This is a genomic window from Ktedonobacter sp. SOSP1-85 (assembly GCF_016587415.1).
Lineage (GTDB): Bacteria > Chloroflexota > Ktedonobacteria > Ktedonobacterales > Ktedonobacteraceae > Ktedonobacter.
In genome coordinates, this window is the sequence record NZ_BNJI01000002.1 from 1,317,050 (window position 1) to 1,332,170 (window position 15,121).

At 51.0% G+C, this 15,121-nt stretch carries 15 protein-coding genes; 9 read left to right on the plus strand and 6 right to left on the minus strand.

The genetic code is table 11. The annotated features are described in order from the left end of the window. The first annotated feature begins 926 nt into the window (after positions 1-926). From KTE_RS34020 to KTE_RS34030, 4 genes are all read left to right on the plus strand, one after another. Complete coding sequence (locus KTE_RS34020; RefSeq protein WP_201389526.1) at positions 927-2,039, plus strand: tyrosine-type recombinase/integrase; 1,113 nt, start codon at positions 927-929, stop codon at positions 2,037-2,039. A gap of 328 nt (positions 2,040-2,367) precedes the next feature. Beyond that, positions 2,368-2,847 carry a transposase gene (locus tag KTE_RS49975; protein ID WP_374226853.1) on the plus strand — a complete coding sequence of 160 codons (480 nt, stop codon included), beginning with the start codon at positions 2,368-2,370 and terminating at the stop codon, positions 2,845-2,847. Next, positions 2,819-3,622 carry a hypothetical protein gene (locus tag KTE_RS49980; RefSeq protein WP_374226835.1) on the plus strand — a complete coding sequence of 268 codons (804 nt, stop codon included), beginning with the start codon at positions 2,819-2,821 and terminating at the stop codon, positions 3,620-3,622. Before KTE_RS49975 ends, KTE_RS49980 begins: the two co-directional genes overlap by 29 nt. Positions 3,623-3,990: 368 nt before the next feature. Continuing rightward, positions 3,991-4,458, plus strand: a complete 468-nt coding sequence (locus tag KTE_RS34030; protein WP_201389528.1) for a PaaI family thioesterase — start codon at positions 3,991-3,993, stop codon at positions 4,456-4,458. A gap of 512 nt (positions 4,459-4,970) precedes the next feature. On the opposite strand, the gene KTE_RS34035 is transcribed toward KTE_RS34030, so the two are convergent. Further along, complete coding sequence (locus tag KTE_RS34035) at positions 4,971-5,939, minus strand: aldo/keto reductase (protein WP_201389530.1); 969 nt, start codon at positions 5,937-5,939, stop codon at positions 4,971-4,973. A gap of 257 nt (positions 5,940-6,196) precedes the next feature. Here KTE_RS34035 and KTE_RS34040 point away from each other — a divergent pair, with 257 nt between their 5' ends. From KTE_RS34040 to KTE_RS34060, 5 genes are all read left to right on the plus strand, one after another. Beyond that, complete coding sequence (locus KTE_RS34040) at positions 6,197-7,276, plus strand: AraC family transcriptional regulator (RefSeq protein WP_236600787.1); 1,080 nt, start codon at positions 6,197-6,199, stop codon at positions 7,274-7,276. A 572-nt stretch (positions 7,277-7,848) separates the two neighbouring features. Further along, entirely contained in the window at positions 7,849-8,283 is a 435-nt protein-coding gene (locus tag KTE_RS34045) for a GNAT family N-acetyltransferase (protein WP_201389532.1), read from the plus strand. Positions 8,284-9,752: 1,469 nt separating this feature from the next. Then, complete coding sequence (locus tag KTE_RS34050) at positions 9,753-10,259, plus strand: hypothetical protein (RefSeq protein WP_201389534.1); 507 nt, start codon at positions 9,753-9,755, stop codon at positions 10,257-10,259. An 89-nt stretch (positions 10,260-10,348) separates the two neighbouring features. Beyond that, on the plus strand, positions 10,349-10,858 hold the full coding sequence (locus KTE_RS34055; RefSeq protein ID WP_201389536.1) for a pyridoxamine 5'-phosphate oxidase family protein: 510 nt from the start codon (positions 10,349-10,351) through the stop codon (positions 10,856-10,858). Continuing rightward, positions 10,848-11,291, plus strand: coding sequence for a hypothetical protein (locus tag KTE_RS34060; RefSeq protein WP_201389538.1), 444 nt, complete (start codon positions 10,848-10,850; stop codon positions 11,289-11,291). Before KTE_RS34055 ends, KTE_RS34060 begins: the two co-directional genes overlap by 11 nt. 512 nt (positions 11,292-11,803) lie before the next feature. Here KTE_RS34060 and KTE_RS34065 read toward each other — a convergent pair. From KTE_RS34065 to KTE_RS34085, 5 genes are all read right to left on the minus strand, one after another. Further along, complete coding sequence (locus tag KTE_RS34065; protein ID WP_236600788.1) at positions 11,804-12,157, minus strand: hypothetical protein; 354 nt, start codon at positions 12,155-12,157, stop codon at positions 11,804-11,806. A 448-nt stretch (positions 12,158-12,605) separates the two neighbouring features. Beyond that, complete coding sequence (locus KTE_RS34070) at positions 12,606-12,797, minus strand: carbon storage regulator (protein WP_201389540.1); 192 nt, start codon at positions 12,795-12,797, stop codon at positions 12,606-12,608. A 252-nt stretch (positions 12,798-13,049) separates the two neighbouring features. Further along, the gene (locus KTE_RS34075) at positions 13,050-13,202 is read right to left on the minus strand and encodes a hypothetical protein (RefSeq protein ID WP_201389542.1); all 153 of its coding nucleotides are present in this window, start codon (positions 13,200-13,202) and stop codon (positions 13,050-13,052) included. A 1,075-nt stretch (positions 13,203-14,277) separates the two neighbouring features. Continuing rightward, the gene (locus tag KTE_RS34080) at positions 14,278-14,658 is read right to left on the minus strand and encodes an integrase core domain-containing protein (RefSeq protein WP_201389544.1); all 381 of its coding nucleotides are present in this window, start codon (positions 14,656-14,658) and stop codon (positions 14,278-14,280) included. Continuing rightward, positions 14,612-15,118: a hypothetical protein gene (locus tag KTE_RS34085; RefSeq protein WP_201389546.1), complete on the minus strand. Its 507-nt coding sequence runs from the start codon at positions 15,116-15,118 to the stop codon at positions 14,612-14,614. Before KTE_RS34085 ends, KTE_RS34080 begins: the two co-directional genes overlap by 47 nt. Positions 15,119-15,121 lie beyond the last annotated feature (3 nt).

Below are 15,121 nucleotides of genomic sequence, written 5' to 3' on the forward strand. Positions count from 1 at the left end.
CTCTTATGTGAGGCACACAACAATTACCGCTCTCCCTCGCCAAAGGGCAGATCGGTAATAATAGCTTTTCTGTTGGTGTATCAGGGTTGTCGTTTGCATAGACTTAAGTATAGTCGAAAGGGTCAAGAGCGTCAAGAAAGAAACGACAAATCGCATTCAGGCCGGATGGTCAATCTTCAATCACTTTCCAGATCTGTTCCTGCTCTACCCAACGTCGTTCTCCTTTTGGTGGTGGGGTTAAGCGCCTTTGATGCGATGGGAAATGAGGCTGATCTTTGGGAGATTTGAGGGTACGGCGTGCGCCGCAAGCAGGACATTCGACACAGGTGCTGCCAGCTTCTTGAAATTGGGGTCCCGACATATTTTCCCCTCTAAATTCCTGTAAGAGTAGCCCTGCCCCTAACGGAATTTAGAGGGGAAAATATGTCGGGACCGCACCTACACAAAGTGCATAGTCGCCTTATCCTTCCTCGAAAAGGATAGCAGTTCGCCGCCCTTTTCAAGGAAGGACGAAGATCCTGGCGAAAATGTGCACTAGACCCTTGCCTATGATTTGTACTTCGGCTCTAGAAAAGCAGGTCACCTGGTTCATGACGGCAGGGACACAGCAAGCAGGGAAGAAGGAGACCTGCGCCTGAGATGATGCAACCCTCTGCCACATGCTCGATCCTGGGAAGGAACTGGTGTGGCAGAGGGCTTTTCTTTGGGGAAGAAAACAGATATACTGGGGAAGGATACCTGAACTAACCATCATTAGTTCAGGTATAGAGAACCCAGATTCGACCCCCCTCAACCAGGTCATGCGACGACAGGGAAACACAAAGATCGAGGCCAGGCAGAGGGGACCCAGAGGGCAGGGAGACATGACCGACCCATCTCCCACCTCTCACCCACGACACACCTATATATAGGAAGGGATTCACCCTATGCACACTCACCAGTCAGCGACCCACCAGGATCACCACAGCGACAGAGCAGACACTGCGCACCTCCCCATCCTCCAGAGCCAGGCTCTCACAGGGGAACAGGTCTTTCAGTGCATTGTCACAGGATGCCCACACCTGGTGCATCTGCCCGAGGATGGCATCCTGGTGGCCTGGCTGGATGCCAAGACCGGCAAATCACACAGTCGCAAGACCCATCTCGCCTATCATAGTACGGCCCTCTCCTGCCGTGACGCGCTGCGCGCCCAGGGCTATGACCTCTTCATGGATCTCTCGGAGCGCGGGACCCGAGCGCACTGGCTCCTGATTGTCCAGCGCTGGGCCGGGGAACGTGCCGCTACCTCGACCCGCGCCGGCGCACCCGCCAATAGCACCTATAACCAACGCCTGGCGATTCTCAGCAGCCTCTTTGTCTATGCCCATCGGCAGCAACTCTACCAGGGCGACAATCCCATTGAACTGCTGGAGCGGCGCAAAGTCTATGACTATGCCAGTGCCGAGGCCATCGAACCCCTCGACATGCGCAAGCTTCTGGCTGCTATTGACCGGACAACTATCAGTGGCCTGCGTGATTACGCCCTCCTGAGCCTGGCGCTGCATACCGGTCAACGGGTCCAGGTGCTCGCCGACATGCGGGTCGGCCATCTCACCCGCGCTGGCGCTGCGCTCCGCGTGACCTTCCCACGCGCCAAGGGCGGCAAACGCAGCACGCGGCAGCTCGGAGAAGAAACGAGTGCCGCGCTGATCACCTACCTGGAACAAGTTTATGGCACAGGATGGGCTGCCCAAGGTGAAGCTCCTGTGTGGATGTCGCTCTCACGCAACCAGAGCCGCGGGCAGTCCCTCTCGCTCCAGGCCCTGGAACAAATCTGTGCGCGTCGCCTGGGAACCAGTAAATTCCACGTGACCCGTCACACGGCTGCCAAGACCCTCGACCAGCTGGGAGTCAGCGCGAGCGAGATCCAGGAGTTCCTTGACCATGAGAGCCTAGCGACCACTGGGCGCTACTTAAAAGTACTCAAGCGGGCGGAGCACAAGTATAGTCGCGACCTGGAACAAATCTTTGGCATCGAGGCACCCTCTTCATCATTCTAGTAAATAGCGTGAATGTTCGAGGCTTTTTGAGGTGAAACCTGGGAAATCGGCACGAAATAGAGAAATCGACGGCCCAACGTCCGGAGAAACCCCTTCCCATCTGGCCTGTCAGTGCCTTTCTGACGAAAAGATACCTGGACTTTGCACATTTTTACGGAAGAGTCTTTTTGACCTCTGCCAGTAGACTGCAAGGAATAGGGGGTATCCGTTGTGCGAGAAAAGGAGGTTTCTTCCAGTGTTCCCACATCCTCTTGCGAGCCTTTTAGCTCCATTCCGAGTAGCTTTCACAAAGCCAACCTGGCAAAAGGTCGTGCAACTTATTGAAGGAGTGCTCCTGACGCGTGGGCGCAGGACCATAACGGCAGCGCTACGAGCAGTCGGACTGCAAGAGGAAAGGCATTTCAATCTGTTCCACCATGTCCTCAATCGTGCGCGCTGGTCTCCTCTTCGAATCAGTCGCCTTCTGTTGCTGCTGCTTGTTCAGACGTTTGTTCCTAAAGGAGCAACTGTTGAAATCGTAGCAGATGAAACGTTAGAGCGGCGATGGGGGCCACATATTACCAAGTGTGGATACTACCATGACCCTGTGCGCTCATCAGAGAAGCACAAGAGGATCAGCCGTGGTTTGAGGTGGCTCTGTCTGATGCTCATCGTCATCCCTCCTTGGGCGAGCCGACCCTGGGCACTTCCTTTTCTCTGTGTCTTGTTTGACTTCCGAGGAGGTAGATACAAGGGGAGGACGCCGACAGAAAACCGTTCCAGACTGGACAAAACAACTCATGAGGCTTGTACGTCGATGGCTCCCTGATCGAGCTATCAAGCTTGTTGGTGATGGCGCGTATAGTGTTGTAGAGTTGGGAACGGCTTGCCGAAAGCAGCAGATAATGCTCATCGCCCCGTTGCGTTTTGATGCCTGTCTCTATACGCCTCCTCCCGCACGTCAACCACGCCAAATGGGGCGACCACGCCTGATTGGACAACGCCTCCCGCAGTTGGATCAGGTGCTCTTTGACTCACATACTCCCTGGCAGCAAGCCTGGATCACATGGTATGGACAAGGCAAACGGCTGATCGAATGGTGCAGTGCAACGGCACTGTGGTATCGCGGAGGTCAAACGCCTTTACCTATCCGATGGGTTTTGACCCGGGATCCCGAGCGGAAACACGAGCCACGAGCCTACTTCTCGACCGATCAAGCTCAATCTGGCCTTTCCATCATTACCGATTTTATGAAACGCTGGTGTGCTGAAGTCACCTTTGAAGAGAGCCGGGCACATTTGGGGGTGGAGACACAGCGACAATGGTCAGACAAGGCGATCGAGCGGATGACGCCTTGCCTCTTTGGGCTCTACAGCTTGGTCGCGTTGCTTGGTCACCACCTCCATCCTACAGGGGATATTCCATTCCAACAAACAGCGTGGTATCGAAAGCGCCAGGCGACGTTCGCCGATGTGCTTGCTGCTATACGGCGTCATCTGTGGAATGATTTCCGTTATTCGACATTGCCCCAAAACCCTGATGTCATTTTACTTCCGCGCTCAGACCTCTCTCGCTTCGCTGATATCGTCTGTTCCTCAGCTTAAAATGTGCAAAGTCCAGGATACGACGTACCAGATAACTGCAATTAACAGAGATCACTGATCTTCTTCGTCATTCCCTAACAGTGAGAGTTGGGTAGGGAACACATCCTCTCCTTCCTGTAAAAGAACAGCTTCTGTCTCCGTGCTTTTTAAGTGGTAAATTAGCTGAAGGGTGGACCGATTTTGCACTGAAGAGTGGGAATTTGATCTGAATCATGGGAATTGACGCTTCGATGCCTGAGAAAACCGCTCCACATCTGATATATTTCTTCTAGAAGCTGTAAATTGCGTCTTTTATCTCAGACAGACTGACTGGTGGAACGCTTCGAAGAACCCTGGAATATTGTGATTTTCATCCTGGAGGACAGATTATGAACGAGCAGATCAAATCGGATGAGATGGCGCCGGCACTCACAGCCTCGGAAGCCGAGCGAATGATCGTCAAGAATCTCCCACCGATTGATCACCATGGTGAAAGAGTGGAGCACGTAGGCAGCAATTCAATTCGCGTTCGTTTGCCCTACAACTCAGCATTCATGGGGACAGAGCCATGGCAGGACGGCAGTGGACAGGTATTTTCAGGTCCGATGGTTATGGGATTTGCTGATACCGCCATGTACTGCTGTGTAATGGCGGCGTTGGGGGCCGAAGTGATACCTGTGATGACTAATCTCAATATCACTTTTCTTCGACCAGCGCGAGCGTCCGACCTGATTGCTGAAGCCCGCATCGTTCGGCGTGGTGGCAGACTCTCTTATCTGGAATGCTGGCTGAAGTCAGATGGAGAGACCGAACCCTGCGCCCATATCACATCCACCTATCGGGTATCAAAGCGGTAAATTAGCCTGTGAAGAGCAAGAGAACTGTGCGACTCGTTCTCTTGCTCTTCACAGGCTAATTTACCAGATGTCGATGGAAGAAGCCAGTTGTGAAGCGGTTTTCCCAGGCATCAAAGCGTCAATTCCCATGATTCAGATCAAATTCCCACCCTTCAGAGCGTGTTTTGGAATGCGCAAAAGGGCTATCTGAATATGAAGAAGAAAAACCTCCTCGAGGAGCCTGTGAGATCGTGGACCTTTTGCCGACCTGATGAGAGATGGGAAAAGCAGATCCGTATCGACTTCCGTTTGTTTGTTGACTTGAGGAGACGCGCCTGATGGGGAGGGCCTCTTGAGAGCGATCTTCGTGTGAATCTCTGTATGTATGGGTTTTAAATGAGTCCCCCCACTCGTGTGTTGACAAGCGGGGGCTCACGGTATTCCTTTGAGATGCACGGCAAAGGGCGTGACACACCTTCCTATTTGGCCAGCCATGTTCGGACGCCCGAGCGTAGGTAGCGACCCACAGGAATCTAGAGGATGTAAGGTGCTTCGAGCCGTCGTATTTCTTCGTCGCTCAGTTTGAGATCGACTGCCGCGCCAGCGTCCGTTAGATGTTGTGGTTTGGTCGCGCCAACAATAGGCGCAGTCACCGCCTCCTTATGCAGCAGCCATGCCAGAGCGATTTGCGCCATGGGAACCTGGCGTTCTCGGGCAATAGTTCTCACGGTCTCGACGATCTGTTGGTTGGCTTCCTCCGTCTTGGAGTAAAGGGCTTTCGTAAACTGGTCGGTTGCACTACGTTTGGTTTGCGCATTCCATTCGTGAGTTAATAGGCCTCGCGCTAACGGACTCCACGGAACCACCCCAATCCCCTGGTTGAGACAGAACGGCAACATTTCCCGTTCTTCTTCGCGCATGAGCAAGTTGTAATGGTCTTGCATCGAGACAAAGCGGGTCCAGCCATGCAAATCAGCCACATACTGTGCTTGAACAAACTGCCAGGCAGGCATGCTGCTGGCACCGATATAGCGCACTTTGCCGCTCTTCACCAGATCGTGCAAGGCTTCCAACGTTTCTTCTATCGGAGTATCGGGGTCGTAGCGATGAATCTGATACAGGTCGATATAGTCCGTCTTGAGCCGCTTCAAACTCTGCTCGACTTGCGCAAAGAGAGCGGCCCGGGAGAGTCCAGTATCTTTGGGACCCGGCCCCATCGGGAAAAAGACCTTGGTCGCAAGAATCACGTCGTCGCGTCTGGCCAGTTCAAAGAGGACTTTGCCAATAATCTCCTCACTGGCACCGAGCGAATAAGAATTAGCCGTATCAAACGTCGTAATTCCCGCTTCCAGAGCTTGCTTAAGAATGGGCCGAGCCTCGTCGATCCCGAGCGCCCACTTATTCGCGTTATACGTGTCAAGTGATGAGTCCCCAAAACCCATACAGCCCAAAATGATCCGTGAAACTTTCAACCCTGAATTGCCTAGCCGTTTGTATTCCATATCTCTCTCTCCTTTGGATTGTTGGATAGCCAGCGTAGAACGCTGAGAATGGAAGAGCCTCTTTCAATTCCATCTCTCTCAGTCCTTCTCCATCGCTCTTCGGAGACTGTCCAGAGCTGTTCGGTGTTGCCTCCTGCTCCCCTGGTAGTCATTATAGACGCACCTTCGCACCAGGTGATAGAATGATTCTCGCCAATGATTGTCTGATTCTGCACGTCTTCCAGACCTGCCAGCGATAAACCAGAGGAGAGGTTTCGATGAGTGTCATGATCCACAAGCCAGCAGAGCGCGAAACGAAGAGGCTCGCAGCCAATCGTGAAGAACTGAGCGAGCGAATTGGGCGGGCCATGAGTTTCGATGGGACCAGCCAGCCGCTCCAGGGGTTGCATCTGTCCCGCTCCTCAGCCCCTTTCAAGTCGCATCACAGTGTCCTTGAGCCATCCTTGTGTGTCACTGCTCAGGGAAGCAAAGAAGTGCTTTTTGGTGAGAGCCGCTACCAGTACAATCCCATGCATTACCTGCTTATCACCGTCGAGATGCCCAATGTCTCTCAGGTTCTGGAAGCCTCGAAGGAGCGGCCCTACCTCGGCCTTCGCCTGAAACTGGACCCCGCCCTTGTCAGTGCAGCGATGCTTGAGGCGAGTTACACCTTGCCTCCCGGCACTGCCCATACGAGGGCCATTGATGTCGCCCTATTGGATGTCCATCTGCTGGATGCCATCGTTCGGCTTGTCAGGCTCCTGGATACCCCTGACGAAGCGCCAGTTCTTCAGCCACTGATCACACGGGAAATTATGTATCGGCTTCTAAAGGGAGAACAGGGGAGCAGGCTCCGGCACCTGGCGATCCAGGAGGGCCATACCACCCATATTAGCAGAGCAGTTGCGCTCCTCCATCAAAACTTCGACCAGCCACTGCGTATTGAGACTCTCGCGCACGAACTGGGTATGAGCGTCTCAGCGTTCCACCACCACTTCAAAGCCGTCACAACGTTGAGCCCTCTGCAATTCCAGAAACAGTTGCGACTCCAGGAAGCACGACGTCTGATGCTGAGTGAAGACCTCGACGCGGCCAGCGCAGCCTATCGTGTGGGCTACCAGGACGCCTCCCACTTCAATCGTGAGTACAAAAACCTCTTCGGTGCCCCCCCGATGCGCGACGTTCAACGGTTGCGGGAAGAGGTCCTCACACGCTCTGATAGTAGTAAGTGCGAAGAGTTGACAGATTTTCGGGCGAAGAGTGATCAATCGGCGCGAAGAGTGATCAGCTCATCAGCAAGAGATGAGCAACATGGCTCTACAAGCAGATTTACCACTTTCAATAGTGTAAATTCATGAGCAAAAATTGCTTGGATTGTGAGCTTCTGCTGCCCTGTTCCGGCCTTTTTTGGACTGAAGCAGGCGCGTCTCGCTGGGTTTCATGCTACTATAGCCCACTCATAACAGGCAAAAACAGGAAAATTCGCACGCGAATTTACAGAAATGATTGAGAATGATCCGCATTTGAAGCGGCTGCGCTCGCAGTCATGAACTGAACTGCTCATATCGGTGGGCAAGTGCTTACATCGGAGGGCCAAACTCGCTTATGTCGCAAGTCATTTACCAACGCGCTCTTAACCAGGCAGGAAATGAGGCAAATTTAGAAAATGATACTACAGAACTGACCCACTGGAAACTTGATCAAGACATGGTTTGCACATACCGTTAGTAATGCTTGCGATAAAAATGAAAGTTTATAGGTTCCTTCTGTTACTGAAGGATCAAAGAGAGAGTGACGAACCCATTTGTTCTTCGTGTAACGTAACCGGTAAAATAGACAGTAAAAGAAGAGAGGGAATATTCATGTAAATGTACAGCACCACTTGGAAAATTTAAGCGCAGTATAAATATTTTAAGGAGTTGAGATTGCTATGGAAGTATTTATCCGCGAAATTGAAAAAAAAGACTACCCTGCGGTTTTGTCTTTGTGGAATGATGAGATTGGCAATAAATGGGTGACTGCTCAAAACATCGCTCCGCATTATGACAGAGTAAAAAACGATGATAATTACAAAACATTTGTAGCTGTAATTGAGAATGATGTTGTTGGATTTGTTGCTTCCGTACAAACGTATGCAGTAGGCTTTGAGGAACAACAGATGCAAATTACTGGTATTGCAGTTAAAAGCGATAAAAACAATAAAGGCATTGGAACAAAGTTGATTCAGTTTATCGAGAAATACGCACAAGATAAAGGCGTAGTAAATATTTACTTATGTTGTGGTGTACAGCGTACAAATGCGCATGCTTTTTATAAGCGTAATGGTTATGACAATCATTCATGGTGTTTTGGTAAAAAACTTTAATTTCCATCAATGAACAATTTTGGTGGAAAGGCGGTGTATTCGAGTGATGCACCGCCTTTGTATATATTCTCCTATTTGCGCTCCTCGCTCTTTAGGGGTTTTGACCCCAAAGCACGACGGGCCTAATTATCTCGTAATTGATCTGTGCGGTATCTTTGAGCAGTGGATGGATCTGTTGCCAATCATTCGTAGGCTCTCTACGTTTATATCGACGTTTCGGCACAAGAACCCCTCTCAGTGCTCTACCAACACCAGGGACACTTCCGATGAGAAACGACAACTCTCCATGCTTGTAGTGTACTCAAATCTCTTTGCTCTGTGCAATAATTTTATCGCAAGCATTACTAACGGTATGTGCAAACCATGTCTTGATCAAGTTTCCCCACTGGGTACGTGTTCACTCGACGCTGAGATTCGTGAAAGAGGACTTCTGCCAGCATCTCGAATTTGAAAACGACTATGATCGTCTTCATCTCAAAGTGGTAGTAATCACCAAGAGTAAGCAGGTTTTGAGGTCAAGAGTGATCAATCGGCGCGAAGAGTGAACAGCTCAGCTATTGCTGGCGAGAGAAACCGCTTGAGATGCGGATTGTTCTGAATCGTTTCTGTAAATTCGCACGCGATTTTTCCCGCTTTTGCCTGTTATATGCAGACAGCGGTAGCAGGCTGACCTGAATAGATCGCTCCTTTCAGCCAAAAAGCTGGGCCGAAGGATAGGGGCTTCTGCTCACAATTCAAGCAAATTTTGCTCATGAATTTACATCGCCGAAAGCTGTGAACGGGCTTCTAGAGCCATCTCGCTAAACAGAAATGGTTGTGTTGCTCACTCTTGGCGCTGATTGCTCGCTCTTGACCCAAAAACCTGCTCGCTCTTCACCTTATTTACCAATGGCTTCCTACGCGGAACGTCCGCGCTAACTCAAAATGGCTCTGTGAAGCATATGCTGGCAGCAGGTAGGCCCACTTTTGCGCCAGAAGCATCTGGATGAGATGCGCAGCTCTCCAAAGCTGTATTTTCATTAAGTACGCTTCAGGTAAGTCTAGAACTGGCCTGAGCCACTATTCAGACGCAAATGTGGTTTGTGAAGCATATCGTGCCGATGCGCCTGTGAAGCATATCATGGACAAGTTTTGCCACATTATGCTTCAACGTTCACCGTGTTTTGGCAACTCATTTTGTATTCTTTACCTTTCCTTTTTCATACCTTATTTAAAGCAAGTCTCAGTTTGAAGAGATATGTCTAGTAAACGATTGCTAGTGTTGGAGCAAAGGAATCTTATGAATAATCTTGCTCTCCCTCGCATAGCCTTTTTTCTTTCTAAGATTGTTTAGGGATCAATAGTAATGTATAGTACTGTTAGCCTTTTGTGTGGTGATTTGCTATACAAACTTTATCTCTCTTTTCTTTACAGAAGAGCCTGCTTAGAGAGACTCTGCATATTTTGCATAGATGCATAGAGGAAAATCTATGTTGCTTCTTTACGTTATCCAGTGGTTACATGTCCTGTGCGCGATCTTCTGGCTAGGGGGAGCGCTCTATGGCAACTTTGTCGTTATTCCAGCGATAGGGAGTTTGCCGTTGGAGCTCCAACGAAAAGTGGCAAAGCCATTAGGGTCACTGGGCAACAAGGCGATGATATCAACAGCTTTACTGGTAATTGTGTTTGGGCTGTTGCGTGGAACACTATTTGGGCCGGTCCAAAGCCTGAGTTTTTTAGTAGGGACAGCCTATGGAATCACGTTTTTGATCTCGTTTGTGGTGGCTCTGGGCACATTGGCCTGGGGAGTCTTTGTAATGGGTCGAACGTTTGAGCGTTTGAACAACATTCCTCTGGAGGAAATGCTCCTGGCCGATGGGACCCTTTCACCCTCCAGCGCGGCCCTTGTTCAGCAGGCCAAACTCTTTGCGCTCCTGGAGCTCTTAGGGTTTCTGGTCGTCTTCTCCTGTATGATACTGATGCGCTTCGGCCTATAGTGAATAGAAAAGTTTGTGATCGGCCATACTTTTGGTATGCAATCTGAAGTCTCTGACCCGATGTCAGCAGTTTTACCATTGGGAGTTCTATGCTTGAGTTATCATTACCATCTGAGGTTACCGCTGTCTTTGAAAGCTTTCGGTGTTGCGAATTTACAACCTTGAATAAACAAGGCATGCCTGTAACCTGGCCTGTATCTGCGGTCTACTTTCCTGAACGTGGACAGTTTCTGATTACCACATCGATTAGTTTTCCCCAAAAGGTGTGGAATATTCGCAGAAATCCCAAAGTATCGCTTTTTTTCTCTGATCCGACCGGGAGCGGGCTAACCCATCCTCCCACCGTTTTGGTGCAAGGAGACGCAGCAGTCTCTGATGAGATCGTGGTGCTAAATGAAGATATGGAAAAGTTCTGGAGAGAACTCTATCAACGCCAGCCTTCCAGCAAAAGCTATAACAGCAACGCGTTGACGCGTAAACTCATGAGTTGGTACTATATTCGCTGGTGCATCTTTATCACTCCACATTCTATCCATTGGTATCATGAAGGCGATACTCAGCAAGCAAGTCAGACAATTGAGGTGAAGCATGGAGAATAACAAGCTTAAGGAATATCTACATTCTTTTCGTGATGCAGTCCTCACAGGTCTCAATGCTCAGGGATATCCTGTGAGTGTGCGTTGCCAGCCAGAGATTGATGAGACTGAACATACGTTACAGATACACCTGCCTGCGGATATCCAGATCGTGCCAGGTCCTGCTGGACTCCTCTGCCATTCTCATGATGAAAAGCTCTGGCATCTCAAAAGTTTTGCACTCCAAGGCACATTGGAGCACCAGGAAGATATTTCTCTTTTTCATGTTCAACGATTTTTGCCTGGTATAAATATGGCAGGAGCTCCAGGGCCAATTACTACCCTCATCCGTGCCAGGCGTACAATGAAACAGGCCTTGCAGAAGCGAGGCCTCCCCCAGCCTTCTATTCCTTGGACCCGGATGAAGCAATTAGCCGATCCGTCAGAGCATCTATAACACCCATCAGTGTCAATTTGACGATAGGATAATATGTGCCTCAAGCCACATTCTCATGAGTATGGTTGGCGCGTGTATGCGCGCCAACCATACTCATTTTCCCCCAAAGCGTGATGTCGCGCTGCGACATGAAAGCGAATGAAAATGGACTATACTGATTGGGGTGATGAGCGTCAGTGATCGGTGCTCATATTGTAGTAAATTGGGTCAAACTCATGCGGCTTTTTGGGTGAAACCAAGGAAATCGGCATGAAACTAAGGAATTGACCATTAGAACTTGGTAAAACTGCTCCAGAAGCAGATTGTTGGACTCCATTTTTGTCAATTCGGATAGTCAGCACCACAAGTATCTCGTGCTTTACCTGTATCAGCCCATGCATGAAAGGAGTCTGAAGGTTCGACATTTGGCACACATGCTTTCTCTTTCGGCTAGAAAAGACGGGAATTCCCCGATCACCAGACCTGTGAATTTACAGACAATGAGTGCCATGAGCCGCCTCCAGAGCCATAGTTCAACTTGCATTGTGGATGATTCCTGGGTTTCGCGCTGATTTCCTCGGTTTCACCCAAAAATCGGTCGGAGTTTCATCCAATTTACTAGCTGAGGCTAGCTCGTCTGCACGCTGGTCGACGTCGACCAGGCGTTTTGTACCATAGTTTGCTCGGCACCAGCGCAAAAAGCGCATCACCATGTCCTGGTAGGTGGCCCGCGTCTGATAGGAGTGCATCTTCCCATCAGAGAACGACCAGAAATGTTCACCCTGCGCTCGGGCCTGTGCTTTGGCATCAGCACGGCTTTGTCCAAGGGCCATCAAGCCATCAAGCCGTTGAAGGGCTTCGTAGAGCAGTCTGGGTCGTTTTCCCATAGCGTGCACATCCTGCTTCGGTCGAAAAAGGCAACGTGCTCCCTGGGGGTGGGAGATGTTCGTTCAGTACTTCCGAAGCTGTAGGCAGGTGCCTTGGGGCACCGTGCCAGGCGGGATGAAGACAGGGAGATACTCCGTTCTCTCTCGAACATCCTCTTTGTCTGTTTATTCTTCCATTCAGAAGAGGCCCAGCCAACAAGGTGCTTCTGTCTCCATGTGGATGTGCTGCCAGAGAGCAGGGCTACAACCTGGTGCACGTGCAGCGCCAGGAGGTCCCGGGCGAATGGAGCGACTCAACATCCACTCAGGGATCTCCCTTCTTATGCGCTGCGGTTCTCACGAATGAGAACATGTGTTCTCCTGTAATACGGGTGAGAACATGTTGTGGTTACATGTTTTGCCTCACTTTCTCAAAACATGGCTTTTCCTTGAAAAGGGAACAAGCACCTCACTCTGGTTTGGTCACAGGAGGCTTCAGCAGGGGTGGTTGCCGCTGCAGTAATTCCTCGCGCACGATAGTGACCTCGGGAGGAGCGGTAATCCCGAGTTTGACCCTCCCCTCATCTACCTCAAGCACTTCAATGAGAATATTTCCTGAAAGGAGGATTCGCTCCCCTTTCTTGCGTCGTATGACTAGCATGATCAGGGTTTCGCTCCAGTAGATATCCTGCGCATCTAGAAGTAGATAGCACAATCAGGCTGTCTACTTCTAGATGCGTAGTAGCAAGTTGTGGCGCGAGATCCTGCTTATACCTTTTGGCAATGTCGCCAATTGAGTCCTTCGGATACACGAGAAGGAGAGGTTACCTGGCTGGTAACCCCTCCTCCTGGGTGAGATCAATAGCGAACTGCTACTCACCTACATGAGATCAGTAGCGAGCTGCTGATCACCTCACCACTTGGTGACCTGCTTGCCGCAGCAGCAGACACCCTCTCCCCTGACGAGGTTCTTGCAATTCACGCAGTCCATCCCGCCCTTGCGGCACTTTGCGCACTTCGCCTTGTTGGCGGCCTTGACGGCCTTCTGGTCCTTGTTCTTGAACATGGCGCCCTTCCCTTGAAACCAGACCGATACGTGAGTATCGGCACTCCGACGCTCTGTCGAAGCGATCTCCCCTCTCTGATAGAGAGAAGACATCTCCTGACAGAGAAGCCGTGAGAAAGAACGTGAGCGGGGGATTGGGGCCGCTCGTCGTGACACGGCTCCCAATCCCAGCCTCACTCACACCGTCAAGGTGCTACTCCTCGACCTCGCCAGTGCAGACGCGGCACTCGCTGCTGTAGGCCACACCTTCCCTCTGGTGCTTCCTGTGCAGCTTTCGCGCCTTCGCTGCCTCAGCGGGACTGACCACGAGCATCACCAACCATCTGGGTAATAGGGATAACTATTGCTGGGCATCGGCCCACGTCTGGAACACAGGCCTCTGCATTCCAGCCTTGACATGCTTCCATCTTTGAAGAGATGTTGCATGACAAGCTTTTGTGCCATAAAGGCAGAATATTCTCGTCCATCATCGGTTCTGCGAGCCTGTTCAAGAAGAAAGGCGCGATCCTTTGTTGGAGGGAACAATGCTCTCATCAATCACTGGTTCTGCGAGCCTGTTCAAGAAGAAAGGCGCGATCCGAATGCATCAATAAGAGAAAAAGGGATACTTAGAGTGTATATGATATACTGCGAATGGACAAGGGGAAAATAGGGACAAATGTGGCAGTAAATCGGAGTAGCGCTGTGTATGCAGTAGTAAGCGCTACTACAAGCAGTGTGCAAGCGCCTCTGGAGACGAGTTATAGTGATCCTAGCCCTATCTCACCATAGATGCGGTTAGTGCCGATGCATCATGTTCTGATGTGCTCGTTGAGCGCTCTCCATCGCGTTCTGATGCGCTCGTTGAGCGTTCTCCATTGCGTGCCGTCCATGATCAGAAAATCCGCTTCTCGTATGGTAGTGAGAAGAAGCATGCGACGAACCACCAAAGATTGAACGAAGAACTTTTAGGACGAGCATTGCAAGGACAAAGGTGATAACGACCGCGCAGAGGAATTGATATTCTGGCTGAACGCCAAGGCTGTTCAGGGTTCACAGTACGAATGACCATGTAAAGTCCTTGAAATCCTAGACATCAAAACAGGGTAATAGAAGGAACAGCGGGTAAACCGTGCTCCTGAGCGAATTGATCGGGTGAACGATACTCCAGGCTCTCATGAGGCCGGACGGTATTGTAGAACTGGACCCACTCCTGGGCTGCCCGCAGAAACTCTCCCAAGGTCTGATAGCGGCAGCGTTCAGCCACGGCGAGCTTGAACAGGCCGACGAAGCGTTCCGCATAGCCGTTGTCAGTCGGGGTACCAGCCCGGCTCATCGAGATCTGGAAGCCTTTCTCCAGCAAGAGCTGGCGTGTGGCTTCTGCTCCAAACTGCTTGCCCTGATCGCTGTGGAAAATGAGGTCAGGCACGTCAAAGGCCAGGGTTTGCAACGCAGCAGTTACTAACTCGGCACGCATGTGATACTCGCGCGTCCAGGCCCAGAATATGCCGGGTCCGCTTCCAGAGCGTGAAGCAGCCTCGCACTTTTGTCCTATCCGCTAGTTTAACCTCAAAAATGTCGGAGAAGACGACTTCGGCCAGGCTCTCCGGGTCCAACTCGCGGACCAGATTGGGAGCAACCTGGCTCGCTTTGCCGGGATAGACGTACCTTTTCTGCTTGCGCCGAGCAGTGATCCCATATTTGTGCATGACGCGGCGGACACGATCCTTGCTCATCTTGAGGAGAGTCGCGAGCTTGCGATGGCCCAGCGTATCATCGACCTCATGCCACTGTTCAATGGCGACCGCGACCTGCTTATCCTTTGTCGCCTGCTTGCTGGGCCAATACAGCGTCGCTCGGCCGATGCCCAGAGCGCGGGCGATCTGGCTTTTGGGATACGGGCCGTTGGGTACACACAACTGGTAAGCCACTTCCACCAG

Bases quoted from the DNA above. Each gene is read 5' to 3' on its own strand.
- KTE_RS34050 (WP_201389534.1), top strand. From the start codon at position 9,753: ATGTTGCTTCTTTACGTTATCCAGTGGTTACATGTCCTGTGCGCGATC.
- KTE_RS34080 (WP_201389544.1), bottom strand. From the start codon at position 14,658: ATGCGTGCCGAGTTAGTAACTGCTGCGTTGCAAACCCTGGCCTTTGAC.
- KTE_RS34060 (WP_201389538.1), top strand. From the start codon at position 10,848: ATGGAGAATAACAAGCTTAAGGAATATCTACATTCTTTTCGTGATGCA.
- KTE_RS34075 (WP_201389542.1), bottom strand. From the start codon at position 13,202: ATGTTCAAGAACAAGGACCAGAAGGCCGTCAAGGCCGCCAACAAGGCG.
- KTE_RS34055 (WP_201389536.1), top strand. From the start codon at position 10,349: ATGCTTGAGTTATCATTACCATCTGAGGTTACCGCTGTCTTTGAAAGC.
- KTE_RS34030 (WP_201389528.1), top strand. From the start codon at position 3,991: ATGAACGAGCAGATCAAATCGGATGAGATGGCGCCGGCACTCACAGCC.
- KTE_RS34065 (WP_236600788.1), bottom strand. From the start codon at position 12,157: ATGGGAAAACGACCCAGACTGCTCTACGAAGCCCTTCAACGGCTTGAT.
- KTE_RS34035 (WP_201389530.1), bottom strand. From the start codon at position 5,939: ATGGAATACAAACGGCTAGGCAATTCAGGGTTGAAAGTTTCACGGATC.
- KTE_RS34070 (WP_201389540.1), bottom strand. From the start codon at position 12,797: ATGCTAGTCATACGACGCAAGAAAGGGGAGCGAATCCTCCTTTCAGGA.
- KTE_RS34045 (WP_201389532.1), top strand. From the start codon at position 7,849: ATGGAAGTATTTATCCGCGAAATTGAAAAAAAAGACTACCCTGCGGTT.
- KTE_RS34040 (WP_236600787.1), top strand. From the start codon at position 6,197: ATGAGTGTCATGATCCACAAGCCAGCAGAGCGCGAAACGAAGAGGCTC.
- KTE_RS49980 (WP_374226835.1), top strand. From the start codon at position 2,819: ATGAGGCTTGTACGTCGATGGCTCCCTGATCGAGCTATCAAGCTTGTT.
- KTE_RS34020 (WP_201389526.1), top strand. From the start codon at position 927: ATGCACACTCACCAGTCAGCGACCCACCAGGATCACCACAGCGACAGA.